23 protein-coding genes and 1 tRNA gene are annotated in these 25,890 nt (G+C 64.9%); 8 read left to right on the forward strand and 16 right to left on the reverse strand.

Features of this window, described 5'->3' with window-relative positions; genetic code table 11:
- Positions 1-85: 85 nt before the first annotated feature.
- The 6 genes from pknB to YM304_RS01080 form a co-directional block, all read right to left on the reverse strand.
- Positions 86-2,290, reverse strand: a complete 2,205-nt coding sequence (gene pknB, locus YM304_RS01055; RefSeq protein ID WP_015439774.1) for a Stk1 family PASTA domain-containing Ser/Thr kinase — start codon at positions 2,288-2,290, stop codon at positions 86-88.
- 235 nt (positions 2,291-2,525) lie between these two features.
- Positions 2,526-4,037 carry a peptidoglycan D,D-transpeptidase FtsI family protein gene (locus YM304_RS01060; RefSeq protein WP_015439775.1) on the reverse strand — a complete coding sequence of 504 codons (1,512 nt, stop codon included), beginning with the start codon at positions 4,035-4,037 and terminating at the stop codon, positions 2,526-2,528.
- 73 nt (positions 4,038-4,110) lie between these two features.
- Positions 4,111-5,577: an FtsW/RodA/SpoVE family cell cycle protein gene (locus tag YM304_RS01065; RefSeq protein WP_015439776.1), complete on the reverse strand. Its 1,467-nt coding sequence runs from the start codon at positions 5,575-5,577 to the stop codon at positions 4,111-4,113.
- A gap of 6 nt (positions 5,578-5,583) precedes the next feature.
- Entirely contained in the window at positions 5,584-7,128 is a 1,545-nt protein-coding gene (locus tag YM304_RS21670; protein WP_015439777.1) for a SpoIIE family protein phosphatase, read from the reverse strand.
- A 27-nt stretch (positions 7,129-7,155) separates the two neighbouring features.
- Positions 7,156-7,701 (reverse strand): FHA domain-containing protein, encoded by a 546-nt coding sequence (locus YM304_RS21675; RefSeq protein WP_015439778.1) that lies wholly within the window; start codon positions 7,699-7,701, stop codon positions 7,156-7,158.
- A gap of 64 nt (positions 7,702-7,765) precedes the next feature.
- On the reverse strand, positions 7,766-8,425 hold the full coding sequence (locus YM304_RS01080) for an FhaA domain-containing protein (RefSeq protein WP_015439779.1): 660 nt from the start codon (positions 8,423-8,425) through the stop codon (positions 7,766-7,768).
- Positions 8,426-8,522: 97 nt separating this feature from the next.
- On the opposite strand from YM304_RS01080, the gene YM304_RS01085 reads away from it, so the two are divergent.
- A tRNA-Leu gene (locus YM304_RS01085) sits at positions 8,523-8,605 on the forward strand.
- A gap of 248 nt (positions 8,606-8,853) precedes the next feature.
- Here the strand turns inward: YM304_RS01085 and YM304_RS01090 are convergent.
- On the reverse strand, positions 8,854-9,447 hold the full coding sequence (locus YM304_RS01090; RefSeq protein ID WP_015439780.1) for an alpha-ketoglutarate-dependent dioxygenase AlkB: 594 nt from the start codon (positions 9,445-9,447) through the stop codon (positions 8,854-8,856).
- Positions 9,448-9,504: 57 nt separating this feature from the next.
- On the opposite strand from YM304_RS01090, the gene YM304_RS01095 reads away from it, so the two are divergent.
- Entirely contained in the window at positions 9,505-10,353 is an 849-nt protein-coding gene (locus tag YM304_RS01095) for a class I SAM-dependent methyltransferase (protein ID WP_015439781.1), read from the forward strand.
- A 125-nt stretch (positions 10,354-10,478) separates the two neighbouring features.
- Positions 10,479-11,237 carry a hypothetical protein gene (locus YM304_RS01100; RefSeq protein WP_015439782.1) on the forward strand — a complete coding sequence of 253 codons (759 nt, stop codon included), beginning with the start codon at positions 10,479-10,481 and terminating at the stop codon, positions 11,235-11,237.
- Between the two features lie 38 nt (positions 11,238-11,275).
- Here YM304_RS01100 and YM304_RS01105 read toward each other — a convergent pair whose 3' ends face one another.
- Both YM304_RS01105 and YM304_RS23565 read right to left on the reverse strand, forming a co-directional pair.
- Entirely contained in the window at positions 11,276-11,953 is a 678-nt protein-coding gene (locus YM304_RS01105) for a hypothetical protein (protein WP_041297880.1), read from the reverse strand.
- Between the two features lie 685 nt (positions 11,954-12,638).
- Positions 12,639-13,808 (reverse strand): NAD(P)/FAD-dependent oxidoreductase, encoded by a 1,170-nt coding sequence (locus tag YM304_RS23565; protein ID WP_015439784.1) that lies wholly within the window; start codon positions 13,806-13,808, stop codon positions 12,639-12,641.
- A 216-nt stretch (positions 13,809-14,024) separates the two neighbouring features.
- On the opposite strand from YM304_RS23565, the gene YM304_RS01110 reads away from it, so the two are divergent.
- Complete coding sequence (locus YM304_RS01110; RefSeq protein WP_015439785.1) at positions 14,025-15,662, forward strand: Eco57I restriction-modification methylase domain-containing protein; 1,638 nt, start codon at positions 14,025-14,027, stop codon at positions 15,660-15,662.
- Positions 15,663-15,668: 6 nt separating this feature from the next.
- On the opposite strand, the gene YM304_RS01115 is transcribed toward YM304_RS01110, so the two are convergent.
- Together YM304_RS01115 and YM304_RS01120 are read right to left on the reverse strand one after the other, a co-directional pair.
- The gene (locus tag YM304_RS01115) at positions 15,669-16,520 is read right to left on the reverse strand and encodes a hypothetical protein (protein WP_015439786.1); all 852 of its coding nucleotides are present in this window, start codon (positions 16,518-16,520) and stop codon (positions 15,669-15,671) included.
- Between the two features lie 56 nt (positions 16,521-16,576).
- Positions 16,577-17,644, reverse strand: a complete 1,068-nt coding sequence (locus YM304_RS01120) for a hypothetical protein (protein WP_015439787.1) — start codon at positions 17,642-17,644, stop codon at positions 16,577-16,579.
- 299 nt (positions 17,645-17,943) lie between these two features.
- Here YM304_RS01120 and YM304_RS01125 point away from each other — a divergent pair, with 299 nt between their 5' ends.
- From YM304_RS01125 to YM304_RS01135, 3 genes are all read left to right on the forward strand, one after another.
- Complete coding sequence (locus tag YM304_RS01125; protein ID WP_015439788.1) at positions 17,944-18,273, forward strand: ribbon-helix-helix domain-containing protein; 330 nt, start codon at positions 17,944-17,946, stop codon at positions 18,271-18,273.
- Between the two features lie 188 nt (positions 18,274-18,461).
- The gene (locus tag YM304_RS01130; RefSeq protein ID WP_015439789.1) at positions 18,462-18,965 is read left to right on the forward strand and encodes a hypothetical protein; all 504 of its coding nucleotides are present in this window, start codon (positions 18,462-18,464) and stop codon (positions 18,963-18,965) included.
- A gap of 11 nt (positions 18,966-18,976) precedes the next feature.
- Positions 18,977-20,224, forward strand: coding sequence for a ParA family protein (locus YM304_RS01135; protein ID WP_231897664.1), 1,248 nt, complete (start codon positions 18,977-18,979; stop codon positions 20,222-20,224).
- Between the two features lie 315 nt (positions 20,225-20,539).
- Here the strand turns inward: YM304_RS01135 and YM304_RS01140 are convergent, their stop codons facing one another.
- From YM304_RS01140 to YM304_RS01160, 5 genes are read right to left on the reverse strand one after another with little or no spacing between them, the layout of a single operon-like run.
- Complete coding sequence (locus YM304_RS01140; RefSeq protein ID WP_015439791.1) at positions 20,540-22,006, reverse strand: FAD-dependent oxidoreductase; 1,467 nt, start codon at positions 22,004-22,006, stop codon at positions 20,540-20,542.
- Complete coding sequence (locus YM304_RS01145; RefSeq protein WP_154723253.1) at positions 22,003-23,001, reverse strand: alpha/beta fold hydrolase; 999 nt, start codon at positions 22,999-23,001, stop codon at positions 22,003-22,005. Before YM304_RS01145 ends, YM304_RS01140 begins: the two co-directional genes overlap by 4 nt.
- A complete protein-coding gene (locus YM304_RS01150; protein ID WP_015439793.1) occupies positions 22,998-24,680 on the reverse strand; it encodes an N-acyl-D-amino-acid deacylase family protein in 1,683 nt (560 codons plus the stop codon). The genes YM304_RS01145 and YM304_RS01150 overlap by 4 nt, the downstream gene beginning before the upstream one ends.
- Complete coding sequence (locus YM304_RS01155; protein WP_015439794.1) at positions 24,677-24,937, reverse strand: hypothetical protein; 261 nt, start codon at positions 24,935-24,937, stop codon at positions 24,677-24,679. Before YM304_RS01155 ends, YM304_RS01150 begins: the two co-directional genes overlap by 4 nt.
- Positions 24,934-25,134 carry a hypothetical protein gene (locus YM304_RS01160; RefSeq protein ID WP_015439795.1) on the reverse strand — a complete coding sequence of 67 codons (201 nt, stop codon included), beginning with the start codon at positions 25,132-25,134 and terminating at the stop codon, positions 24,934-24,936. Before YM304_RS01160 ends, YM304_RS01155 begins: the two co-directional genes overlap by 4 nt.
- Positions 25,135-25,250: 116 nt before the next feature.
- Between YM304_RS01160 and YM304_RS01165 the strand changes: the two genes are divergently transcribed.
- Positions 25,251-25,868, forward strand: coding sequence for a TetR/AcrR family transcriptional regulator (locus YM304_RS01165; protein ID WP_015439796.1), 618 nt, complete (start codon positions 25,251-25,253; stop codon positions 25,866-25,868).
- Positions 25,869-25,890 lie beyond the last annotated feature (22 nt).

A 25,890-nucleotide genomic window follows, 5' to 3' on the forward strand; every position in this document is an offset into this window, starting at 1 on the left:
CTGCTCGATGCGATGGAGCGCGCTGGCCGATCGGAGGTGGGGATTCCCCCACCATCGACGGCCCGCGGCTACGGCGGACGGCCCGCTACGGCGCCGCGGTCGTGGGTGCCGCGGTGGTCGGAGCCGCCGTGGTCGGAGCGGCGGTCGTGGGTGCCGCCGTGGTGGGCGCCGCGGTGGTGGGCGCGGCGGTGGTGGTGACCACCGTGGTGGTCGGTGCCGTGGTGGTGGGCGGCAGCGTCGGCGGGATCGTGGTGGCGATCTCGAGCGAGCGACCGACCGTGAGGGTGATGGTGGTGCCGCGCGGTACCTGCGTGCCGGCATCGATGTCTTGCGAGATGACCCGACCGTCGTCGGAACTGCCCGCTCGAACTTCCTGATTGACGATCACGACCTCGAGCCCGGCATTGCGGAGGCTGTTGGTTGCCTGGCCGGCGGTGAGCCCTTCGACCGCCGTGACCGTGACGGGAGGCGGACCGATCGACACGGTGATCGTGACCGGGCCGCCCTTCGGTGCCAGCGCGCCCGGGCCGGGTGCGATCGAGATGACCTGACCCGCAGGAATCGACTCGCTCGTGACCTCGGCGACGGTGACCTCGAAGTTGTACGGCTCGTTCTCGAGCACCGTGATCGCATCGGACTGGGTCTGGCCGACGATGAACCCGGGAATCTGGAGGCTGTCGGGCGGTGCCGCGACGACGAGGTCGACGACGGTGCCCTCCTTGACCGGCGTGCCCGCTTCGGGATCGGAGGCGAGCACCGTGTTCTCTTCGCGGCTGTCGGTCTGTTCGTTGGTGATCGTGCCGACGTCGAACCCGTCGGCTTCGATGCGCTCCATCGCGTCTTCGAGCGAGATGCCGACCACCTGCGGGATCGGACGCAACTGCGGGTCGGGGTTGAAGTAGACGAGGATCTGCTGTGCCTCGAGCACGATCTCGCCGGCGGGCGGCTCGGTGCGGTGCACGAAGCCGACCTGCACCGCCGCGTTCTCCTCGGCGATGGTCTCGAAGTTGAGTTTGAGCGCGGTGAGTTCGGCGACGACGTCTTCGCGCGACCGACCGACGTAGTCGGCGAGTTCGAACTGCGATGGTTCGGCGGTCTCCTCGGGCGAGCTCAGTGCCTGGAACAGCAGGACACCGCCGATGGCGAGTGCGACGAGTGCGACGAACGCAGCGAGCGCGTACCACCCGGTGCGCGAGCCGCCCGCGTCGTAGTACGCGGCTTCGGTCGAGGCGCCCGTCGGGTAGCCCGCCTCGTACATCCCGGTCGACGGAACCGCCGACGCCTGCGGATGCACCGGGTTCATCGTGGTGGCCGCTGCGGCCGGGTCGAGCGGGTTGACCGCGGTGGGCGGGGCCGACTGCGGAACCGCGCCGGTCGCGGCCGCACCGCGACCTGCCTGACCGTTGGGTCGAGCCTTGGCGGTGACCGCGGCGACGAGCGCCTGCACCGGTTCGTCGTTGCGGAACCGTCGGAGGTCGTCACGCAGCGCCCCGGCGCTCGGGTAGCGCAGCTTGGGGTCCTTCGCGAGCAGCTTGGCGACGATCGCCTCGTACGGCTTCGGAACATCGGCGACGATCTGCACCAGCGGCTGCGGCAGATCGTGGACCTGCTTGTAGGCGATGCTGACCGGGTTGTCGCCGGTGAACGGTGCCCGCCCGGCGACCATCTCGTACATGACGATCCCGAGCGAATAGAGATCGCTGCGAGGGTCGGGTTGAGCGCCTTGCGCCTGCTCGGGCGAGAAGTAGGTTGCCGTGCCCATGACCGACCCGGCCTGCGTGAGGTTGGCCTCGGTCGGTGCGTTCATGGCTCGGGCGATGCCGAAGTCGGCGACCTTCACCTGGCCGTTGGAGCCGATGAGGATGTTGGCCGGCTTGATGTCTCGGTGCGCCACGTCTTTCTCGTGGGCGAACCCGAGCGCCGCCGCGACTTCACTCGCGATCTCGGCGGCCTGCTTCGACGTGAGCTGGCGGTTCGACTTCAACACGTCGGCGAGGGTGCGGCCCTTCACTTCCTCCATCGCGATGAAGTAGGTGCCTTCGTACTTGCCCCAGTCGTAGACGTTGACGATGTTGGGGTGCGACAGGTTGGCCGCCGACTGCGCTTCGCGGCGGAACCGTTCGACGAAGTTCTCGTCGGTGGCGAACTCGGGGAACAGGACCTTGATGGCGACCTGGCGATCGAGCAGGAGGTCGCGCGCGGAGAACACGTCGGCCATGCCGCCGCGCCCGATGCGCTTGTGTACCTCGTAGCGGTCGTTGATGACCGTTGCTTCGCCTTGGTTCGTCACAGTTCCGTCGTTGCTCTTCTCGCGACAGCCGCCGCGTTGGTCGCGATCGGCGGCCGTGTGAGCCGTCGAACGAGGTTATCGGCCCGACCGCTGCAGCCCTGTTCGCTCCAACCTCGACCCCAGTCGGGTGTTTTCGTGGCCCGCCGCCGGTCTCGGGTGTTTCCGTGCCCACAGGGGGTCGCGAAACACCCGAAGGGGTGGGATGGTGACGCAAACACCCGGGTGGTGGGGCGCATCAGTCGAGCACCACGTTCGCGCCGGGACCGGTGAGCAGATAGTCGAGCACGCCTTTGACGACGGGGCCGGCTTCGCGGCCACCGGTTGCGGCGTCGGCCTGCGTCGACTCGAGGTCGTTGAGCACGACGGCCACGGCGTACTTCGGTGCCTCGAGCGGAGCGAACGCGATCATCCAGGCGTGGACGAGGTCGGGGTTGTCGACGATGCCGAGTTCGGCCGTGCCGGTCTTGGCCGCGAAACGCACGCCGCCGTCGAGCGTGACGCTGCGGGCGGTGCCGCGGTCGCCTTCGGTCACGCCGGTCATCAGTTGGGTGAGGGTCGCTGCCGTCTGTGCCGAGATGGGCGTCTTCCACACCGACGGCTCGGTCTGATCGAGCACACGACCCTGATGGTCGTACGTCGCCTCGACGACGTAGGGCTCCATCATCTGGCCGCCGTTGGCGACCGTGGCCGCCACCATCGCCATGTGTAGCGGCACCATCTGGTCTTCGTTCTGGCCGAAGCCACGGATGGCGAGCAGCGGCAGTTGCTGGTCGAGGTCGTCGGTGTTGCCGAACGTGCTCGCCGCCGGGCGAGGCAGATCGATCGGGAGTTCTGCGTCGAGCCCCCACGCGTCGGTGCCCGCGATCATCCCGTCGGGGCCGAGTTCGACGGCGATCTGGGCGAACGGGATGTTGCAGCTGCGCCGGAACACTTCGGCGAGATCGCCGCCGCATTGCGAGCCGCGGTAGTTCTGGATCGGGTCGTCGGTCTGCGGCGGCACCCACTCGGTTTCGCGAGCGAACTCGGAGTCGAGGCCGATGACGCCGGCTTCGAGGCCGATGCCGGTGGTGATGACCTTGAAGGTCGAGCCCGGCATGAAGCGCTGCTGGTAGGCGGCCGAGAGCAGCGGGTCGTCGTCGGCGTCTTGCAGCGCGATGATCGTCTCCTGCGCTTCGCTGAACGGCTCGTTGACGAAGGTCGACGGGTCGTAGCTCGGGTTCGACCAGAGCGCGCGTACCGCGCCGGTCTCGACCTCGATCACGGCCACCGATCCGGTCCGTCCGCCCAGCGCGAACTTCGCGACCTGTTGGAGGTCGTGGCGCAATGCCAACTGCACCGACCCGCTGTTGTCGACCTCTGTGGAGAGTAGGTCGCCGAGGCTGCGCACCTGCTGCTCGGTGGTCGACCCGGTGAGCACGTCGCCGTAGAGGCGTTCGACCTGGGTCGCCCCGAAGCTCAACGTGAAGTACCCGGTGGCGTGCGCGAGCAGGTCGCCGGTCGGGTATTCGCGGCGTCGTTGGACGCTGCCATCGGCCTGCGGGGTCTCGATCGAGTGCGCGGCGACCACGCCGTCGGCGGTGACGATCGGCCCGCGCGGCTTGTTGAACTCGCGTCGCACGGCGCGCGTGTTCTCGACGTTGGCGTTGAGCTCCTCCTCCTGGCCGACCTGCCAGTAGTTGAGCGCCACGAACAACACGAGGTAGCACGCCATCAACCCGACTGCGAGCTGTCGAATCTGCCGGTTCACCAGATCCCCCCGACCCGAAAATCATCGGGTGTCAGACACCGAATGATGCGGGCGCCCGGGTGCGCGTGGCGGATCATGCGTTGACCACTTCGCCGGGGTGCAGTTCGCCCTTGCGGACGCGGCGACGGAGCCGCCACGCCGCCCATCGCTCGCCGGTGGTGGGCTCGTCGGGCATCTCGCCGAGACGGCGCGCGGAGGAGTCCGACACGCGGATCAGCAGTGCGAGCAGGATGTAGTTGGCGATGAGCGACGAGCCGCCGTAGCTGACGTACGGGAGGGTGATGCCGGTGAGCGGTACGACCTTGATGACGCCGCCGATGATGATGAACGCCTGGACGCCGACGATCGTGGTGAGGCCGACGGCGAGCAGCTTCTCGAACGTGCGGTCGGTGCGCAGCGCGGTGCGCAACCCGGCGCCGACGATGAGGAGGTACGACATCAGGATCGCGGTGGCGCCGATCAGGCCGAGCTCTTCGCCGATCGACGCGAAGATGAAGTCGTTCTGCGCTTCGGGCACCTGGTTGGGGTTGCCGCGTCCGAGTCCCGTGCCGGTGAGTCCGCCGTCCGCGAGACCGAACAGCGACTGCACGATCTGGTAGCCCTTGTCGAGCGAGTCCGACCACGGGTCACGCCAGATCGTGACGCGAGTCTTGACGTGCGTGAACTGGCTCCACGAGAAGTACGCGGCACCCGAGAACAGGATGAGCCCGATCCAGAGGTAGGCGACCTTCTCGGTGGCGACCCACATCATCACCACGAACAGAGTGAAGAAGAGCAGTGAGGAGCCGAGGTCGCGTTCGGCGACCATCACCACCACGGCGAAGCCCCACGCCACGCCGATCGGGAGGATGTAGCGCGGTTCGGGGAGTCGGATGGGGCCGATCTTCCAGGTTCGTGCCGCGATGACCTCGCGGTTGTCGGCGAGGTAGGCGGCGAAGAAGATGGCGAGCGCGATCTTGGCGAACTCACCTGGTTGGAAGTTGATCGGCCCGAGGCTCACCCAGATGCGGGCGCCGTTGATGTTGGCGCCGAGGCCGGGCACGAGCGGCAGCAGCAGCGCGCCGGCACCGCCGAAGAACAGGAGCCAGCGGTATCGGGCGAGGTCGTTGACGCGTTGGACGACCAGCAGCGTGGCGACGAACACGGCGATGGCGACGAGACTCCAGATCGACTGGAGGCCGGCGAGCTGGTCGTCGAGGCGCGTGATCATCACGAAGCCGATGCCGTGGAGCAGCGCGACGAGCGGCAGCAGTGTGGAGTCGGCGCCGCGGGCGACGAGGCGAACCACGAGGTGCGCGCACACGAGCAGCGCGAGGAGGAAGGCGACGAAGACGACGATGCCCGGCGGGATCTCGGCGTTGGTGCCGAGTGCGGCGAGCGTGTAGGCGGCGCCGGTGATGAGGCCCGCCATGATGATCAGCGTGAGCTCGGCGTTGCGGCGGCGCCGGGGGAGTGCGAGTTCGGCGCGGCGGCGCTGCCGCGCTTGGCGCTTGGTTTCGACCACCTCGACGTCGAGGTCACCCGTCAACGTCTCGGACATGTCGGGTCAGCCCTCGGTGGTGGCCGGTGTCTCGTCGGTGTCGGACTCGTCGGTCACGTCCGGGTCGACGTCGTCGTCGGTCAGAGCGTCGGCGTCGGTCTCGTGGGTTTCGTCGGCGAGGTCGAGGCCGGCGACGAACGCTTCGGCATCGGTGCGCGACGAGAACGTCGGGTGCTCGTCGACCAGGTCGATGCTGGCATCGTCGAGGTCGTCACGCGAGGGGCCACCGCTCTCGACGGTCGGGTCGATCCAGAGGACTCCGCCGCGGCGACCCTGGAACACGGTCACATCACCGTCGTCGTCGAAGTCGACGTAGTAGCCGCGACGTGCCCACGCGCCGAGGACGACCGTTGCGGCGAGCAGTGCGGCCACGACGACGAAGATCGCGATGGCGCGGCCGAGACGAGGCCGCCTCGCCTTGCCGGGTTTGGCGTCGCTCGACTCGCCGGACTCGTCGCCGGTGGTGTTGCCGTCGGCGTCGTCGTCGCTGGGGTGGCTCAGCGCTTCGAGTGCGGCTGCTGCCTCCGCAGCCTGCTTGGCCGCGTTGGCACGCCGGTCGCGGCGTCGTCTGCGCTTGCCGGGGGTGGCGTCGTCGGCATCCTCGCCGCCGCCGAGCTCGGCGAGGGTCGCCGGTTCACCGACCACGGGGGGCGGGAACGGTGTCGGCACCGTGTCGTCGGCCCACTGGGGGACGAGGTCGATCTCCTGCGTCGGGTCGGGCGGGTCGTCGCCGTCGAGCACGTCGACCACGACCACGGTGATGTTGTCGCGCCCGCCTGCCGCGTTGGCGAGGTGGATCAGTCGGTCGGCCGCTTCCTGCGGGTCGGGATGCGAGCGCAACGTCTCGGTGATCTCGTCGTCGGTGACCTCGTCGACGAGGCCGTCGCTGCACAGCACGAACCGGTCGCCGCGGATGAGCGGCAGGGTCCACCAGTCGACCTTCACGTCGGGTTCGATACCGAGCGCGCGGGTGATGATGTTGCGGCGCGGGTGATAGCGAGCTTCGTCGTCGGTGATGTGGCCGGTGGCCACCAACTCCTGCACGTAGCTGTGGTCGACCGTGACGCGGCGGAGGCGATCGTGGCGGAACAGGTAGGTGCGCGAGTCGCCGACGTTGGCGAGCACCAACGCTTCGGGCTGCTCGAGCGGCACGACCGGGGTGACGCGCGGGTTGCCGTCGGGGTCGGTGTCGATCGGGTCGTTGTCGTCGATGTTGGGTGCGCCGCGGCCCGCCATCGGGTCTTCGATCACCGCGATCGCGGTGACCGTGGTGCCCATGCCGGCCTGACCGGGGTTGGCGATCGCGGCGCGGAAGATGTCGCCGTTGGCCTCGGTGATCGACGCAACCACCTGTTCGGCGGTGAGGTGTCCGTCGGTCTCGAGGGCCTGACGGATGCGCTCGACGGCGATGTGACTGGCGACTTCGCCGGCTTCGTGGCCGCCCATGCCGTCGGCGACGACGAACACGCCGTCGGCGACGTGCAGGTTGTCTTCGTTCTGGGCGCGGATCTGGCCCGGGTGCGTTCCGGCGCCCCACTTCAGTTCAGCCACGGCGACATCCGTTCGAGAAGGAGTGGCTCATTGCGCCTCGATCACGGTCGTGCCGACCTGGATGCGGTCGCCTTGGTGGAGCAGTTTGGAGCCGCGCAGTCGGTTGCCGTTGTGGAAGGTGCCATTGGTCGATCCGAGATCCTCGACCATCGGTTGGCCGTCGTAGTCGTACACGCGGAGGTGGAGTTGTGAAACGTAGCTGTCGTCTTGGATCGAGATGGTGCATTGCTCGTCACGGCCGAGGGTGATCTCGCCGGTGAGGGCGATCGCCATACCTCGTCGGTGTCGGGGTTCGAGGATGACGAGGCGGGCGGCGCGGCCCCGACGGCCCTTCGCGGGGCGGCGTTGCTTGCTGGCGCTCGTGGCCTGCACCGGGGCGGGTGCGGCGCCGCGTTGCATCGGTTGGGTGGCCGCCGACGGGCCGTTGGCCGGCGCGTTGGGTTGGGGTTGCGCGACCGGGCGGGCGGGCGGTGTGCGCACTTCGCTCCACACGGCCCAGAGCACGCGTGCGAAGAAGAGGTAGACGAGGCCGAGCAGCGTCAGCTTCAAGACGTTGAGGACCTGATCGCTCATCGTGAGGTATCCGAATGGTGAAGCTGCATGGCGGATGCGTTGTGGTGCGGGGTGGCCCGAACCGTCAACTCGCCTCGAAGCGGACGTGCGTGGAGCCGAAGCTGACGATGTCGCCGTCGGACAACTTTTGGTCGCCGGTGACGCGCACGCCGTTGACGAGCGTGCCGTTGGTGGAGCCAAGGTCGGTGACGACGTAGGCGCCGGCACCGGGAGCGATGCGGGCGTGTTCGCGGCTGACGTTGCCGTCGTCGAGGGTGATGGTGCACTCGGGCAGGCGGCCGATGCTGGTGACGTGGTCGCCGAGGCTGACGCGCTGGCCCGACGGCATGACCAGCGATCCGGCGCCGACGCCGTTGGCGGCCTGCTTGAGCTGCGAGACGATGCCGAAGCGGCCGTTCTTGAGTCCGTTGTCGACGGTGAGCCGCACCTGGACCGGGCCGATGAAGTGGTACGCCTCTTCGCGGGCGTACTCGCGTGCGGCTTCGGAGAGCTCGGTGATGAGCGCGTCTTCGATGTCGTTGAAGCTGGAGTGGTCGGCGGGGGCGAGGAGCACGGTGAAGTCGTTGGGGACCATGCGACGGCCCTTGACGTCGACCGTGCGGTTGTCGTCCATCTCGCGCACGAGGCGTCGACCGAGCTCGATGGGGCGGATGGACCCGCGGGAACGTCTGAACACGCCCTCGACCATACGCTCCAAACGGCGTTCGATTGACTGCAATCCCATAACTGGAACACGATCGTACTGGCCGCCCGTCCCGTCACCCCGCCACGTAGCGGTGTGGAACGCGCCGCGCGGCCGCTAGCGTTTGGCTGTCCACTTTGCGCGAGTGGCGGAATGGCAGACGCGCCAGCTTCAGGTGCTGGTGTCCGAAAGGGCGTGGGGGTTCAAGTCCCCCCTCGCGCACGAGAAATCCCTTGCAGTGCAAGGGATTTCTTCGCGTCTGAGGGTCGACTTCTAGCGGACTTCTAACCTTGCGGTCGTAAGTAACGCCGACGCACTGGCAGCGCTCGTGAGGGCGGATGCCTTGACGCCACAACACCGGTATTGCAATTCAAGGAGTATCCGGACATTGCGCATGACTGGATCAGGGCGTTCGAGCCGCCACGCCGAGCGCGCAGCCTGTACAGGCGGACCAGGCGGTTCAGCCGAATTTACTCGGTAACGATCTGTCGGAGGGTGACTGAGACGCGTCGCGCGCGACGGGTGCCGAACAGTTTGTCGGTTCGGCGGCGGGCGATGCCGTGGGTCCAGTGGTGGCGGGCGTCGCCTTCGACGACGAGCAGTCCGCGCCGCTGGAACAGGAGCGGGAGCGTTTCGCCGTGGCGCCCGAAATCCATCTGCGCGTCAGAGCCAAGTCCTAGCATCGCAATGACTGGACCGAAGCACGGCTCGCAGTCGACGTGTGGGGCGATGCCCTGTCCTGGTTCGTACTCGTTGATGATCGCCTGGTCTGCCCGCAAGCCGAATTGTTGGTTGATCCGGTCGACGAGCGGACCGAGGAATGCGGGGAGAGGACCGAGATAACTCGACGGTTCAACCTTGCGCTGCTTGTAGTCGTAGCGCCAGCCGTAGTGCTGAACCCGTCGAGCCATGCTCTCATCCCAAGACGCATTGTCGATGCTGTTCAACAGGTCGCGCTCCTCATCAGGCGACACGTAGCCGGGAGTGAACGTCATGCCGTCAGGCGTGACGTTGTCCGAATCTTCGAGCGGCTCTTCGAGCAGAAGTTGAAGTTGGCTATCCATGTCGCCCTCCTTCAGTCAGTGTACGCGTCGCTGGTGAGGAGCGTAGATGACCCGCGGATGATCCCGCTGTTGAGCATCATCAACCTGGCAGTTGAAGCGTGGCCGCTGCCTGGGCTAGAACTCGGACCCATGCTCGACTGGTCGTCTCAGTTCAACGAGAACGTGAGAGCACCGATCGCGGAACCGCCGTTGGTCGAACAGTGGAACCAGGCGGTGAACACCGCGACGCAACGACTACTTGCCGATCGAGGGAATGTGTCGGCTGACGACGAGCCGGCGGCGGCGCTGTGGCAGGCGATGGTGTATCAACGGTCGCACATCAACGCGTTTGCCCGAGTTCTCCAGGAGGTGGTCGTCGGCGTCGGGCGTGAGGAACCCGTGACGATCGTCGATGTGGGCTGTGGTGCGGGAAGTGTTGCCTTCGCATTCGCCGAAAGCGGCTTTGGCGACATCCGATACGTCGGAAACGATCATCACCACGAGACCCGGAAGCTCTGCAGACGGATGCTGGCGCCGCTCGGCGACGCGATGCATGTCGTGAAACACCAGCACCAAATGTCTGAATCAGAAGTGCTTGATAGCGGTGTCGGCTACCTATTCGTGACGTGCTCCTATCTCACAGGTCAAGCAACCTTCGACGCCAAGCAGCTACGAGCGCTCGTCGATCAGATCGGCGAACTCGCTGAACGGTTCGGTAATCTGACCGTCGTCGCCGCGGACGCAGTGTTCTCGGGGAGCCGCCTAGATCAGCTCTTTCGATTGACCCAGCAGTCACGCAGCACGTCGACGATCATGCCCGTGACCACGCTGGACTTCGACATGCTCTATCCCAAACTCAGTGGCGCTCCGACCGATGGCATACTGCGCCCCAGCGAGGTCAACGGGTTCGGACTGGCCATTCCGTAGGGTCGTCCACTGATCGTCCTAAGCGCCTTCGATGGTTATCGCTATGCGGAGGATCGTCGGGCAGCCAACAGAGGGTCGTAAGCGACCGGTCTGTCGAATCGAGGCAACGCCGACTCCTGGCCGAGATGGAACGAGCTGCTGCGCCGCACCGGCCGAAGCGAACGATGCGCTGCCCCATTCCATCGTGGTTCGCCGACCTCCAATCTGATGTCGCCAATCAACTCGCGGCGGCGAACGTCGAGGTCGATCGTGAACTCCGAGAGGTCGACGGGGCCCGAGTGAGCATCGCAGCGGCGAAGGTCGACCTCTTCGCAGCGCAGCGAGCGATGGCGCCGTTTCAGCCATCGCTCGATCAGGCGCGTCAGGACGTCAAGAACGCGCAGCAGGAGATGTGGTCAGCTCACCGCCGACTGGAGCGCTCTGGCCGTGTGAAGCGGCGTGCGGCACGACGAGACGCCAAACGGGCCGACGAAGAGCTGAGACTTGTAAACGAGCGACTCGGCGAAGCGAAAACCCTCGCCGCTCCGGCACAACAGAAGATCGACGCCTCCCGCGCGGCGATCGACAGGGGCGAATCGTCGATCAGCACTCTCCGAACCATCTACCGTTGGAGCGGAAACGAGATCCGCCTCGACCGCCTCGCCGAGCTCGACAGTGCTCTCTTGACCTGGCGCGAATGGGCGGCGGGCGAACTGGCTGGTGACATCGAGCTAAGCAGGTCCGTCGACATCATGAAGGCCAATGAGAACCCCGAGTGGCAACAACCCCTCGCCTACCTCACTGAGGCTGCCACCGACTGGCCGGAACACTCCCGTCAAGCTCTGCGGCCGCACCTGCAAGTAGGGCCTCCAACTGTTCGTCGGGGATTGGGAATCGATTGGTAAAAGGCCATCGAAACGGGCTGCAGTGTCGTCTCGGTGGATCACGTCGTCGCCCCTATTGCGATCGTTACGAAGAGTGTGATCGCCGTAGCCAAGAGAGCTGCTCCGTACTGAACGACGGTTTCCCGTCGGAACACCCAAGAAGGCGCGTCGTAGACCAGCGCCCAAATTCTTGCTGCTTCGATAGCGCTCCGGTCATGTGGGGGCCGTGCAAGGGAGACGTCCGGATACTGTCCAATCAGGTCTTGGAGTGCGCGACGCCTCGACTCGGCTACGGCTTGGTATGCGACGTACTGCGGCAGGAGCCCAGTAAGGAGGAACGTGGCAAGCATTGCCACGGGCGCGACCCACACGATTGCCGCGCCGGATGTGGCGCGAAGGAATGACCACGCGTAGACGATGGGCAACCCGATCGAAGCGCCACCTAGCAGCCCGAGTAGAGCCGTCGAGCCGAGCAAACGCGTCAGTCGATCAATAGCGGGCGTCGAAGCTGGGTTGTGCCAGTAGAGATCCAAACGCTTTCGTGAGATAACCCAAACCAGCCTAGGAAGCCTCATCACCCACAAGAGGTTCTCGAAGGCAAATACGGCGACGAGAAATATCGCCGCGTGTGATCCGATGGAGAACGGTACGTCTGGCTCCAAGGCAGGGCCGAGCCAAGCGACCGAGACAACGGTGCTAGATACGCCCACAATGAGGCACAGCGGGAAGTATCTCATTGGACGAGAGTGACGCTCTAGCCAGCTTGCGACATCGAGGCGATCTGCCCGGTTGGGTATAGCGGTGTCAAGCGAAGCAGACAGCTCGGTGAGCCGGTTCCACGTGTAGTGAGGTGACCAAAGGCACAAAAGAGTTAGGGCATAGAAGTAGACGAACGCAATGCCCGATCGGCGATCGCCAATTGTCTCGAAACCGCCGCCTCCGCCAAGGGAGACTTCCAGAATTGCCGGGATCGCAGAAAGGACAGCTGCGGCAATAGCAAGGTGTACGAGCTTCAGCGGATACCGAGTCGACCTCGTGAGCAGCCTTGCGAGCGAACTGAGGATCCGAATGGACAGAATCCTTGGAGCTGATGACGCCATAAACTGTTGAATCTCGAGTGGTTTGCTCGGGCCGTGGACGGAAGTTCGCGTTGTGTTCGGGCCGAGAGCGCCAAGCTGATTCACGTCAACGGTGTCGACGCCTTCGGGGGTCGGAGCGGCAACGCTAAGATCAGGAGCGTCCGACTCGCACTTAGCTGTGTCCGCTCGGCAGTCGCAACAGATGTGGCAGGACGACTCGACGTTCTTGCGCTTGCCGCAAGCGAGTGCCGCCAACACGGCTGCTGAAGCGAGAATCCAGGCCCGCCCGATTCCGCCCTGACGACTGGGCGTCTGTTCAAACCGCTCCGCCATGGCAGTTGGCCTAAGCCGCTGCCGTCCAACGGCAAGGCAAGGCGGCCGACGTTCGGCGTACGTCTTCGAACATCCATCGAGCAAAGAACGATTTGGCTCCAGGCACCACGCCTACGGCCTGGAGTCCTTTGTCGAGAAGTCGGGCGTGCGAAAGCGGTCGAACGAGGCTCGCCGATAGTTCATGTTCGGCGACGAGAACGCGACTGATCCGCCGCCGATACTCGGCCGCAGCCCCTTCTCGTTGACCCGGTTTCGAGCGAGCGATGGACTCTGCGGCGTACCGTCCGCTGACCAAAGCCTGCCCGATGCCTTCGCCGGTCATTGGGTCTGCAAGCCCGGCTGCATCGCCGACAAAGAGTGCTCCAGAGTCTGAAAGGCGGTTCAGTCTCAGTGTTGACGGAATCGGCCACGACTTTGGGTTCTGGACTTGGTCGATGGGGATTGCCGAGGAGCCCGCAGACAGTTTGTCCCACACGGCCCGCAACTGGCCAGTCTTTCCGAAGTGTCGGCGATTCACCATGATCCCGAAGTTGATCTCACGCTTGCCGGAAGGGAACGACCATACGTATCCGGGAATGAGGTCCGGCGGAAACCAGACGCGCAGGACGTCAGATCGCACGTCAGCTTGCTCGGTGCCGTAGGCCCGCATGGCGAGAAGATCATGTCGTTGATTTCGATGCTCGGTGTTCTGAGTCAGCAGCCTCCGTAAGGTTGATCGAGCACCATCAGCTCCGACTACGTGCCGCGCAACGACCACGCGGGCGTCGTCGGAGGTGATTCGAACCGACGAATCGTCAACTCGGATGTCGCTGATTCCGCTCCCGGTCCGCACCATTGCTCCGGCCTGCTCAGCACGCTCAAGGAGGAACGAATCGAATTCCATGCGGCGAGCGGTAGCCGCGATAGGAGGCTGGCGCCGAAGGTCTAACCCGAGCCTTCGCCCGGATGGTGACACGACCTCAGCACGTTCGATCGTCCGCCACGAACTGAGGTGATCGGGAAGTGCATCAAGTCGCCGGAGCTCGCGTAGAGCGAGACTCGTCAATCCGTCCCCGCAGCACTTGTCGCGTGGAAACGTCGCGCGGTCGAGCAATGCAACGCTTAGTCCCTCACGAATGAGGTGAAGCGCGGTCGACGTTCCTGCGGGTCCAGCACCAACTACGCAGACGTCGACTTTCACGATCCCATGCTAGTTCGTCGGTCGGTTCTGGGGAGCTGGTAGCGCCTACAAGCGACTCTGCGACACCCATCCGTCATGATGGTCATCAAGTGATCACCCTCGGTTCCAGCGGACCCCAATCCACGACGAGTAGTTTGGAGGTACGCGATGTCCGGGGTCCGCCGGTACGCAGAAAGACAACTGAGCCTCGACTTGGGGCAGGAAGTAGACCCACACGTGTTCCAGATCGACGAGCAAGGCGAGCACGGTGAAGTCTTCACCCGCCGCTGGGTCGTCGATCTGATTCTCGACCTCTCGGGTTTCACGATCGATCGCGATCTCGGAGGCATGGTCGCCGTCGAACCGTCGTGCGGCTCGGGCGCCTTCCTCGCTCCCATGACCGAGCGGCTCATCGAATCCTGTCGAATCCACGAGCGTCCGCTGACCGACATCCGTTCAGCACTCCGAGCTTTTGACCTTCTCCCAACGAACGCAGAACTTGCTCAGAAGGCTGTCGCCGGAGCTCTGGTGGAGGCCGGCCTCGGCGATGCCGAGGCCAAGTCGATCTCGACGGATTGCGTCCACTGCGGCGACTTCCTCCTCACCTCGCATGGCGAAGACGCTGCCGACTTCGTTCTCGGCAATCCGCCATACATCCGACTCGAGGACGTCCCCACCGCTCGGAGTGCCGCCTACCGCCGAGCGTGTCCGACGATGCGCGGGCGGAGCGACATCTTCGTCGGCTTCATCGAGATGGGTCTCCGGATCTTGAAGCCGGACGGAGTGCTCGGCTTCATCGTCGCCGACCGCTGGATGCACAACCAGTACGGCGCTGACCTCCGCCGGCTTGTCTCGGCGAGCTATGCCGTCGAGGCAATCGTGTCGATGCATGATGTCGACGCCTTCGAAGAATCGGTTTCCGCTTATCCGGCCGTCACCGTGATCCGTCGGGCCGAGCAGTCGAACGCCGTTGTCGCCAATGCCACGAAGGCGTTCGGCGAAGCGAATGCGCCGTCGCTGACCAAGTGGGTGAGTTCGCGTCGCAAGTCCGTCTCCACGAAGGCCATGTCTGCGGTCAAGCTCCCCGAGTGGTTCGACTCCGAGCTGTCGTGGCCGTCGGGCGATCCAGCGAACCTTGCGCTTGTCGCCGATCTCGAGCGTCGATTCCCGCCGCTGCAGGATCCGGCGACTGGCACCCGCGTCGGCATCGGCGTTGCGAGCGGAGCCGACTCGGTCTACCTGACCGACGATCCAGACCTGGTCGAGTCCGACCGGCTGCTGCCACTTCTGATGACTCGAGACACGACAACCGGTGAACCGAATTGGTCTGGCACTCACCTCGTCAATCCTTGGGACGACGGCCGACTGGTCAACCTCGACGACTATCCACGTTTGGCGACGTACCTTGAGTCTCGGTCGTCCGATGTTCGAGGCCGACACGTTGCACGGAAGAACCCAGGCAGCTGGTATCGCACCATCGATCGTGTCGAGCCTGGCCTCCAACATCGAGAGAAGTTGGTCATCCCGGAGCTGAAGGCGTTCATCCAGCCGGTGCTGGACCGTGGCGAGCACTACCCGCACCACGGCCTCTACTTCATCACTTCCGACGAGTGGGACCTCGAGGTCCTCGGCGGACTCCTGCTCTCCGACATCGCCGAGCTGTTCGTCGCTACCTATTGCGTCAAGATGCGCGGCGGTTGTTACCGCTTCCAGGCGCAATACCTCCGCCGTATTCGCGTTCCAGCTATCGAGTCAATGAGCAAGCGGGATCAAGCTCAGCTGGGGCGGGCGTTTGAGGCTCGCGATCGAGTGAGCGCAAGCGCCGTGGCTCGTCGCCTGTACGGCATCGACGCAAACGTTTCGGTCTCAAGCTGATTCGACTCAGGCGTCGTCGGCTGCTCGGTCCTTCACTGATTGCAGGTCGACGCACGCCTTGTAGAGGACGCGCTCGAGCTGGAGGTCTGCCGGGACGCCATCGCGGCGCCGATAGGTGGTGAAGCTGTCGTCTGTCGGTTCGAAGCAGTAAACGCCGACCGCGTCGAGCACCTGCTGAGCTGTCGATGCCCACTCCATCGTGCGCTCGAAATCTGCATCGCTGACCACTCGGACGGCAATGAAGAAGTAGATCTTCGGGTCAACCGATCGGAGCCACGTCGTCAAGTCGCCACCGCCAGCACCGCCACTCCGTGGAGCCGTTCCATGCATCGTTTGCAGCCGGCTGAACTCGCCCTTCAGGTCGATGGACTTGAAGGCGAGCTCCTTCACGCGCTTGTCGATGTCGGCAGAACCGGGGCGCCCGATCGCTTTCTGCTTTGGGCTGTTGATGTGCTTCGGCGTCCCCATCATCTTCGCTTCAAGCATGAAGCGGACCTGGCCCGTCGCCGGGTACACGCCGTCGAGGTTGTGCCGAGGAACGATGAGGCCGGGCACGACGCGTCGGGTGGTCAGCAGGTCGACGCCCGAGCAACGCTCAAGAAGCAGCACCAAGAGATCGTTGAAGAAGTCGCCCTTGCCGTTCTGCAGGTCAGCGCCGAGCTCGGACTTCTCGTCGTCGGTCAGGGCAGACCCCGTGGACGCAGCAATCGACGTGTCGAACGACGACATGGATGCCAGGAACGCCTCTTCGATCTGGTTCCAGCTCGTATACCGGCCCGCGTCTGCCTCCTGGTAGACGGTGCGGAATACCTCGCAGCGCGGACTCGTGGCCCATCTGGCTGTGAGAGGTATCGGCATCTGTGGATTCTGCCCGACGCGCCGGCGCCCTGGGCGGATCGCCTCGTTGGCTGCAGCTACGGCGTGTGGCTGGACAGCCGCCGAATCAACGCAACAGCCGGATTGGATACGACCTTGCGGTAGCGGCTTCGGCCCTTGAACTCGGCTCCGCAGTGGTGGCAGATATGCAGATCATGGGGCCGAAGGCCATCGAGGCCAACGTCAAAGTGCGGCGTACCGCATCCGGTGCATGCGAGGTCGACCACGCGGTCCCGCAAGAAGCTCAGGGACTGTTGCACCATCAGAACGCGTACTTGTTCGGGATTCAATTGCTCACCGTCGATCGACACTCGCCCAAACGTGTCGTCGATCACGAGGGCTCCTGCGTCAGACCAAGCGTGGACGTGCACGCCAGACTCCTCCGGTCGCTCTGCGGTCCACAGCAGCGCTTCGTTGGAACCCCATACTGCGATGCCTCCGAAATCGGATTGCTTGATACTGAGGGCTTCTTGTGACGTTGTCACGCCGCCCCTCCTGCCGAAGGACTCCGACAGGCCGGCAAGTGGATTGGAGATCGAGGGCTCGCCATCCGGATCGAAGAAATGTCGCCCGCAATGGTTGCACTGGTGCTTTCTGTGCGCCTCCGCTGCGAATTCTTCAGCATCCAGGTGGATCCCTCCGCAGTGGGGGCAGCCCAGTCGCTTGAGTTCGAGATCAAAGACATTGGCGACGAGGTACGACGTGGCCGCGAGCGCGTCCACTTCGATCGTCTCCGAGCTGCCCCTCAGCACGACGCGTTCGAAAGTGTCGTCGATGGCCTTCGCTCCTCCTGGTCGGTCGCGTGCATGAACGTGGATGCCCCACTCCTTCACCCGAGGTCCTGTGTTGATGACCGGGTGTACTGCGCCCCAGAGACCGACGCCGCCGAGATAGCTATCGACATCAAGCTCGAGGATCTCGTCTGGTGGAGGCTCGGGTCGGTTGGCGCCGGGGCATTCCCGCAGCCGCGTTCCGCCGGCACCCCAGGCGGGTGCGCCGTGCGTGTAGCACCACCACCTCGGATGGCCCGAGCGATTCTTGACCTCGGAATCAATATGGCAGGGCTCGGTCGATGGACGCCTGGCTTGCCCGCATGCTGTTGACATCGGTACTCCTTGTTCGTTTGAACGGGAGTCCGTCGGCTTGCATCGCGCCCGACCCGAACCGTGTAGGTTGCGGGTTGCGTTTCGGCGTTGGCGATGCCAGCTGTCGAACACAGGCCCTCACCGGTTACCGCCGGTGAGGGCCTTTTCCGTTGTCTGTCTGTTGGTGCACGGAATTGCATCACATTCCTGCCGGAGAGTGGTGGATGGTGACGGTTTGTGGTGTCAGAAATCTTCGCGAATACGCGCGAAATCGCGCAGTATCCACCACAAACAACATCGATGTGATTTAGGATGGCGTCATGAACCAGCAACCCACGAAGCGATCGCCCGGCAGGCCTGCGGAGTTCGGACCGCGGGTCACCAAGGCCGTGCGGCTCGATCCCGAACTAGACGAGGCACTCAAGCTGCACGCAGCCGAATGCGATCTGAGCGCCAACCTTCTCATCAATAGGGCCATCAAGGCGTACCTCGATGAGGCAACAGTGCGTCTTGACGACAAGGTCGAGCAGCGTGTCGCCCTCGAAGCGTCGGCGCGGCAGGTCAGCATGAGCCTCCTCGTCAACCATGCCGTGCTCGACTACCTCGATCACCTGATTCCGGTTGACGACCAATTGAGGACGGCGTCCTAGTTTCGTCGTACACGCCATCCTGGAGTTGACCCGGTAGTTCGGACACCACCCGTGTCAGGATTATCGGGTCAGCTCCAGACGGCGCTTAGGCAGTTGGTATGTGGTGGCAGTCGGCTGGTGTAAGTTGGACGTCCAGTTGAGGGATCTGTTGGTCCTCGCGATATTGATCGGATGAGGATCGGGCACACATGGCGCGGCGGAAGATGAAGAAGTATCGATGCCCGGATGGGCGTGTGGTGAATGTCTATCGCGATGCTGAGGACGCGTTCCCACTCCTTGCACGAGACGCGCACCTGTCAGTCGGGGTTGCGATGGGTGTACTGAATGAGATCGAGGGAAAAGTCGGCGCTGAGCATGTCACGCAGGTTCGTGAGCTCGGACAGCGCGTTGATTCCCTGAACTTGTCCATGCGTGATTCGCTACGCGCCACGTATATCGTTTTTCAGAGCGATCCTTGTTCGAATGGTACTCATCTGGCTGAACAGGTACGTTCGATCACTCTCTACGAACAGGAACTCCGCATGTTCACCCATGCGTCAGAGAGTTGCGTCCGCTTACTCAACGCAGGGGTACCTGCGGACGAGGCAATAGCCGTGTTGCGAGAGAAGCTATTCGAGATGAGTGATCCCCTGCCGGCACTGACCGAAGGCCAAATCGAAGAGAAGTTGGATGACTGGGAGCTTGAGGCGTGAGTCGGCGCACGGTGGCTTTTGCATCGCCAAAGGGTGGGTCCGGCAAGTCAGTTACCTGTCTCGCCTACGCGCAGGTCATTCACGCCCTGGGATTTTCGGTAGCGGTCGTGGACCTCGACATCGAAACGTCAGGAACCACCCTGCTGCACTTAGATCAAGTGCTGGCGAGCAAACGTAGTCAGGGATTTGGTACCCCGGTTGGGGGCGCGTTTGACCACGAGGAATCAGAACGCTATGCGGAGGTGTTGCTGGAGTCCGGCGTCATACTGATCCCCGCGCAGATCGAACTTGGCGAGTTCAGCACTGACCGAACGGATGCAATCGGAGTTGTGCGTGACGTCCTAAGGGCGACTTCCGGTTTTGACTACGTGCTTCTAGATCTTCAGGCGGGAGCAGACCCGGTTGCTGTTCAGGCAGCCATGCATGCAGACGATGTTGTTATTGTTTCGGAGTTTGATCCGGTTTCGATTCAGGGGGTGAAGCGTCTAGAGCGACTTTACCCTGAAGCGTTCGCCAAGGAATCAACATGGATTCTCTACAATAAGGTCCTTCCCGAAATCGCGAAGCGAATGACGGACATCTTGCGGATTGAGCGCAAGCTTCCAGCAATGCCGTGGACGGTCGAGGTCGTGCGAAGTTACTTGGACGGCCAGATTCCAGTAGACATGCGATTGCCAAACCCGTTCACCCTTGTGGTGGTGGAAGGAGTGGCGTCGTTGCTAGGTACAGAAGTTGGCACTGCCATTGCAGAGTGGCGTATGGCTGCTGAGCGAACTCGGCGTGAGCCGATCGAGGACCGTCTCCGCCAAATCGACAACGAGCTCGACGAGCTGGAACGCGACAGAATTCGGGCTGGCAGCGAGCTCGAAGCGCAGCGGCGTTCGGGTCGCATGGGTCTCGCGGCGTTCTGGGTGAGCAGCGTTCTGGTTGTATTTGGCGTGAGCCTCGCGCTTACTCCGGACTATCGGTGGGTTGGTGGCGCGCTCTCGCTGCTTGGGCTATTTTCTGCTGGTCTCGCGTTCACTCAGCGGCCGGTGCGTGGTTTCGTACTTCGATGGGTGCGGTTGATTGCGGCCCCCTACATGAGGCTCTTTCGCATTGGCGGCCACGAAGGGGAGGACGACTGGATGGAACGTAGTGGTGAAACGGAGCTTGCTGTTCTTGAGCGCCGGATTGAGCGGCGCATTAGCGAGCTCGATCGTGAACGAACGGAGCTCTCTATCGCGACAAGGTCGAAATCCGACTCGCGGTCGGTGTGAGCGAGCGCCGCCAAAACACCCTGATGCTGTTCGGGGCTCGTGGCCGTTCGCGGCTGATCCGTAGTTTCGACTCGGTGTACCCGATTCTTCTAACGAAACTTCTAACGGACGGTTAGAAATCGGCTAGAAGCGGCTGGGACGGCCTGACACAAAGCTTCGCGAAACACCAGCTCAGATGGTATTTTCTGACACTCATCGGACTGTGGATAACCTCTCGAATCTGAGTTCAAGTCCCCCCTCGCGCACGATGAACCCCAGTCTCGGCTGGGGTTCCTTCGCGTCTGGGGTCGGTCGATGTGCCCGGTCGCCGCAACCTCAGCCCGTGGTCGCAGCCATCGCCACGGCCAGGAACTCGTCGCGGTCCGGGGCGAGTGTTGGTGCCGGCGGACGTTCGTCCTTCGCGGCGTGTGCGGCTCCGGCGGCGGACAGCACCGCGGGGTCGGCGAACAATGCGTTCGGGTCGTCGAGCATGTTGAACGAGCGGAAGAACGCACGGAACACGTCGGGGTCGGCGCGGGTCGCCGGGACGAGGCCGTTGAGGATGAAGTCGCGCGTCGCTGCAGCGGCCTCATCGGGGTCGGAACCGTCACGAAGCGACGCGTGCAAACGCGTCCGGTCAGCATCCTGCCGACACGCCAGCTCGTAGTGCGGCTCCATCTCGTCGCGCATCGCCTCGTCCATCGCCAACGCGATCGCCAGTCGGTTGCGGCCGTGCTCGGCGAGCGCACCCGACAATGCCTCGGCGGCGATGCCGGCGAGCGAACACCCCTTGCCGTACCACGGGTTCGTCGCGACGGCGGCGTCACCGATCACCACCAACCCGGTAGCGACCGGCGCACCGTCCACGACGAAGCGACGGATCCTGTTTCGGAGCCGAGCCATCGACTCCACGTCGGAGATCGGGTCGGCCAATCCCTCCTCGGTCCACGGAGCGAGCGGGACGAGCGTTCGGATCGCGGCCTCCCACGCGCCGGCGTCGCGCAACGCCATCAGCTCCCGGTCACCGGTCGGCACACCGAACGTGATCGAGAACGTGCCGTTGTCGCCGTAGAACCCGGCGAACGCCACATAACCGAGGTCGCCACCCGCACCGTCCTTCGTGAGCAACGGCATCTCGCGACCCTCGCGCAAGCGGTAGAAACGCGACAGGTAGATGATGCCCGCTTCGCTCAACTCCTCGACGGGCTGCACCGCTCCTTCCAGATCGGCGATCCAGTCGAGCACCCGCGAGTTGCGGCCACCGGCCACCACGACGAGGTCGGCATCGACGGTCGTGCCGTCGTCGAGGCGCAGCCCACGAACGTCGGTGCCATCGGCGAGCAAGCCCGACACGCCCACACCACCGCGCCACGTCAACCCGGCCTCGGCGGTGACCGCGTTGCGGAGCACCCACTCGATGGTCAGCCGACGACAGCACAGAATCGCGAGTTCGTCGTCGCCAGGCCGCGGCGCGCGGTCGACGATGTCGGGCGGCAGGATCTGCTCGACCGACAACTCGGTGGCCCCCTGCTCCCGCAACGCGTCGAGCACGTCGGGAGCCCGCTCGCGCAGGAAACGGCGAAGCCGTGCGAGCAGGGCGTGCGACTGGCGAGCGTGAGGAGCGCCTCGGCGTTCCCACTGTTCGAAGGCCTCGTCGGCCGACGCTGGAAGATCGGTGTCGTCACGCTCGTAGACGGTGACGGTGTGACCGTCGCGTGCGAGGACGAGCGCGGCGAGCATGCCGGCCATCCCGCCCCCGACCACGGCGATGTTCTGCGGATCGTCGACCTGCACGGCGCTCACGCCACGCTCGTGACGAAGTCGATCAGCGCGGCGTTGACCTCGTCGGGCCGCTCCTGCTGCGTCCAGTGACCACAGCCTTCGAGGATGATCGAACGGTGGAGTCGAGGCAGCGTCTCCGCGAACGCCTCGATGGCCGGGGCACCCCACACCGTCGGCCCGTCCCGATCACCGCCGATGAACAGCGCGGGCACCGAGATCGACGCGCCACGAAACGCCGCGAGGTCTTCCCAGTCGCGATCGACATTGCGATACCGGTTGAGCGGTCCACGAAACCCCGAGTGCTCGAACTCCGAGGCGTACACGTCGAGATCATCCTCGCTCAGCCACGACGGCATCGCGTCGGGACGGTGGAACCGATCCTTCATCAGCCCACCGCGAGCAACGGTCGCGACCGTCCCGACCGCTGGATCGGGAGGCGGCGCATCGCCCGACGCCGTGAACATGAACCCGAGCAGCCAGTCGCGTACGTCGGCCTCGATCTCGGCCTCGGCACGTCCCGGCTCTTGGAAGTACTCGACGTAGAACTCCTCGTCGCCGGCCATGGCGCGCATCACGTCGAGCGGTCGATGTTCCGACGGCGGCGAGAAGGGAACCGACAGCCCCGCCACCGCGGTGAACACGTCGGGTCGCAACATCGCGGAGGTCCACGCGATCGGCGCACCCCAGTCGTGTCCGACGATCACGGCGGTCGACGCACCCAGCGCGGCGACCAAGCCGACGTTGTCGGCCACCAAGCGGACCATGCGGTAGTCGTCGATGGCGAGTGGCTTCGACGACCGGCCGTAGCCACGAACGTCGATCGCCACCGCGCGGTAGCCGGCAGCGGCGAGCGCCGGCAGTTGGTGTCGCCACGAGTACCACGACTCGGGAAACCCGTGGACGAGGAGGACGAGCGGGCCCTCGCCAGCCTCGACACAGTGGATGCGCGTGCCGGCGACGTCGACGACGTGCGATCGGCAGCCGTCCGGAAGCGCCGAGCCGGTCACCTCGCTCATCGAGTTGCGATCTGGCCGGCGCGGGCGTCGGCCACGTACCCATCGGCAGCGGTCCAGGTGACCTCGCCGTTGACCACGACCGTGTCGACACCCTCCTGCCGGCGGATCCACCGGTGGCTGTCGCCGGGGAAGTCGTCGGACGCGATCTCCGGGCCACGACCGATCTCGTCGGCGTCGAACACCACCACGTCGCCCGCGTACCCGGGGGCGAGCAGGCCGCGACCTTCGAGCCCCCAGATCGTCGCCGGGTCGAGCGTGATCTTCTTGACCGCTGCCTCGAGACTCAACGATCCGGTACCGCGGACGAACTCGGAGAAGAGGTAGCCGGTGTCGCCGAACGTCGAGAACGAACCGACGTGCGCGCCGCCGTCGGACGCACCGACGTGCACGAGCGGATCGGCGAGCAACTCACCGATCACCTCGGAGTTGTCGTGACCGATCGACGCCCGGATGAACCACGTGCCGAGATCCTCGTCGAGCGCGAGGTCGACGAGCGTGTCGCCGTGCGTTCGCCCGCTCTCGCTGGCGATGTCGTCGATCGTGCGTCCGACGAGGTCGGCATTGCGGTCGTGCACGACCTCGCGCACCACGAAATCGCCGGCGCCGAGACCGCCACCCGGTCGCTGAGCGAGCGCATTCATCTCGTCGACGAGCGCCTGACGCTGGTCGGCGATCGCCGTGATCTTGTCGGCATGCTCCGACATCGACGCCACGCGCCACCACGACGGCATGGTGAGCAGCATGAGGCTGCGCTGTTCGAGCGTGAAACTGATGTCGATCGGTCGGGTCTGCACCTGCGGCCACACCGCCGCGCCGCGGGCTCGGGCGTCGTGCACCGCGGCCATCACCCGAGTGACCGCGGTGGGATTGGCGTCGGAGTGGAAGAGCGGAGACAGCGTCGTGGTGATGCCATGACGCAGCGACAGATCGGCGAGCTGCTCGATGCGCGCGATCGTGAGATCGGTGTCGTAGAACTCGTGGACGATCTGCAGGACGCCGCCGTGTTGGCCGAGCACCTCGGCGAGCGCATCGAGTTCGCCCGGCGCAGCCCAACGGCTGGGCACGGGTCGGTAGTTCTCGTCGATGTCGACGAAGCTCGTCGACAGACCGACCGCGCCCGTTTCGAGACACACCCGCAGGAGATCGGTCATCTCGCGAATTTCGGTCGCCGTTGCGTGACGCTCCTGGCTCTCGGGCCCCATCACGTACATCCGGATCACGGAGTGACCGACGAGTGATGCAACGTTCAGGGCGATGTTTCCGGTGAGCGAATCGAGCCAGGCGCCGAAGCCCTCGCCCCAGCCCCAGTCGACGCCGTTGTCGAACGCAGTCTTCGGCATCTCCTCGATGAGTCGGAACATGCTGCTGAACACATCACGCTGCTCGGCGCGAAGCGGAGCGAGCGACAGCGAGCAGTTGCCCGGCACGACCGTGGTGATGCCGTGCTCGATCGCCGGGAACGCGTACGGATCGAAGCAGAGTTGAGCGTCGTAGTGCGTGTGCGGGTCGATGAATCCGGGCGCGACGATCTTGCCGGCGGCGTCGATCGACCGCTCGGCCTCACCGACGTTTCCACCGACCGCGACGATGCGTCCGTCGTGGATCGCCACGTCGCCGCGGCGCCGGGGCAAGCCCGAGCCGTCGACGAGCATTCCATTGCGGATGACGAGATCGATCATGATGAGACTCCCTGATGCCGGTCGGGCGTTGATGGTGTGTTCGTGTCGTGTCCGAGCGCCGGGAGCACGACGCTCCAGGGCTGCCCGACGAGTTCGTCGATGGAGCAGATGCCGGCCCGATCGAGGGACGCGGTGCAGGCCTCCTCGTCGAGCGAGATCGTCGCGGTGCCACCGTTGTCGTAGGTGATCTCCACCTCGATCTCAGCGCGGCCGTCGTGTCCTCCGACGACGACGGCACGGCTGATGACGGCGGTCATTGCGCCGGCGGAGGTTCGGTGAACACGATGTCGCTGGGGAGGAGCCCGCTCGCATTTCCGAGCGGCGGCCTGGCGGCGAGATGCAGATTCCACGACTGCAGCTGTTGGGCGGCGTCGTCGACGTCGGGCAGGACCCGAGCCGCGATCGCCGCCAAGCTCTCGTCCTGGCCGGGCGTCACGAAACGTCGAGTGCTCATCGACGACGAGCGTAATCAACCTTGTTGAACGCTGTCCAATAGTAGATCGCGACCGGTTGACGCGACAGCACGCCAAAATGGAACGGTGCGCAAGAGGATGATCTGGTGACGTCGCCGTGACGATCGACGACGACGGGCCCCGCCGGACCCGCATGGACCCCGAAGCGCGACGCGGTCAGATCATGCGCGTCGCTGCTCGGCTCTTCGAGGAGCGGCCGTACAGCGAGGTGTCGATCAGCGACATCGCGACCGAGGCCAACATCGCTCGCGGACTGTTGCACCACTACTTCGGGTCGAAGCGTGAGCTCTATCTCGAGATCGTGCGGATGTCGGTGCAGACGCCGTTGGTCGACACGCCGCCGGAGGCGCTCGGCACCGCCGAGACCTGGGCGACCGCCGTCGACAGCTTTCTCTCCGCGATCGAGCGCAACCCGACCCGCTGGGTGAACTCGGTGAAGGTGGGCGGGGCCGAGACCGACGACGAGGTCGCCGCCATCCTCGACGAGACCCGCGAGATCATCGCCGACCAGACACTGCTCGCGATCGGGCTCGGCACTCGCGCCGACGAACCGGTCGTTCGCGCCTTGCTCCGTGCCTGGGGCGGTTTCGTGCAGGAACTCACCGTCGAGTGGGTCGGCCGCGGCCGCATCGACCGCGACCGTGCGCGCCGCGCCATGCTCGCCACCCTCCCCCTCCTCGTCGAGCAGGTACTCCCGCTGCTCGACGACGACTGACCGACCGGACGGTTTGTCTCTG

This window comes from Ilumatobacter coccineus YM16-304 (assembly GCF_000348785.1).
GTDB lineage: Bacteria > Actinomycetota > Acidimicrobiia > Acidimicrobiales > Ilumatobacteraceae > Ilumatobacter_A > Ilumatobacter_A coccineus.

Bases quoted from the DNA above. Each gene is read 5' to 3' on its own strand.
- YM304_RS01065 (WP_015439776.1), bottom strand. From the start codon at position 5,577: ATGTCCGAGACGTTGACGGGTGACCTCGACGTCGAGGTGGTCGAAACC.
- YM304_RS21675 (WP_015439778.1), bottom strand. From the start codon at position 7,701: ATGAGCGATCAGGTCCTCAACGTCTTGAAGCTGACGCTGCTCGGCCTC.
- YM304_RS01080 (WP_015439779.1), bottom strand. From the start codon at position 8,425: ATGGGATTGCAGTCAATCGAACGCCGTTTGGAGCGTATGGTCGAGGGC.
- YM304_RS01090 (WP_015439780.1), bottom strand. From the start codon at position 9,447: ATGGATAGCCAACTTCAACTTCTGCTCGAAGAGCCGCTCGAAGATTCG.
- YM304_RS01095 (WP_015439781.1), top strand. From the start codon at position 9,505: ATGATCCCGCTGTTGAGCATCATCAACCTGGCAGTTGAAGCGTGGCCG.
- YM304_RS01100 (WP_015439782.1), top strand. From the start codon at position 10,479: ATGGAACGAGCTGCTGCGCCGCACCGGCCGAAGCGAACGATGCGCTGC.
- YM304_RS01105 (WP_041297880.1), bottom strand. From the start codon at position 11,953: ATGAGATACTTCCCGCTGTGCCTCATTGTGGGCGTATCTAGCACCGTT.
- YM304_RS01115 (WP_015439786.1), bottom strand. From the start codon at position 16,520: ATGCCGATACCTCTCACAGCCAGATGGGCCACGAGTCCGCGCTGCGAG.
- YM304_RS01120 (WP_015439787.1), bottom strand. From the start codon at position 17,644: ATGTCAACAGCATGCGGGCAAGCCAGGCGTCCATCGACCGAGCCCTGC.
- YM304_RS01125 (WP_015439788.1), top strand. From the start codon at position 17,944: ATGAACCAGCAACCCACGAAGCGATCGCCCGGCAGGCCTGCGGAGTTC.
- YM304_RS01130 (WP_015439789.1), top strand. From the start codon at position 18,462: ATGGCGCGGCGGAAGATGAAGAAGTATCGATGCCCGGATGGGCGTGTG.
- YM304_RS01145 (WP_154723253.1), bottom strand. From the start codon at position 23,001: ATGAGCGAGGTGACCGGCTCGGCGCTTCCGGACGGCTGCCGATCGCAC.
- YM304_RS01150 (WP_015439793.1), bottom strand. From the start codon at position 24,680: ATGATCGATCTCGTCATCCGCAATGGAATGCTCGTCGACGGCTCGGGC.
- YM304_RS01155 (WP_015439794.1), bottom strand. From the start codon at position 24,937: ATGACCGCCGTCATCAGCCGTGCCGTCGTCGTCGGAGGACACGACGGC.
- YM304_RS01160 (WP_015439795.1), bottom strand. From the start codon at position 25,134: ATGAGCACTCGACGTTTCGTGACGCCCGGCCAGGACGAGAGCTTGGCG.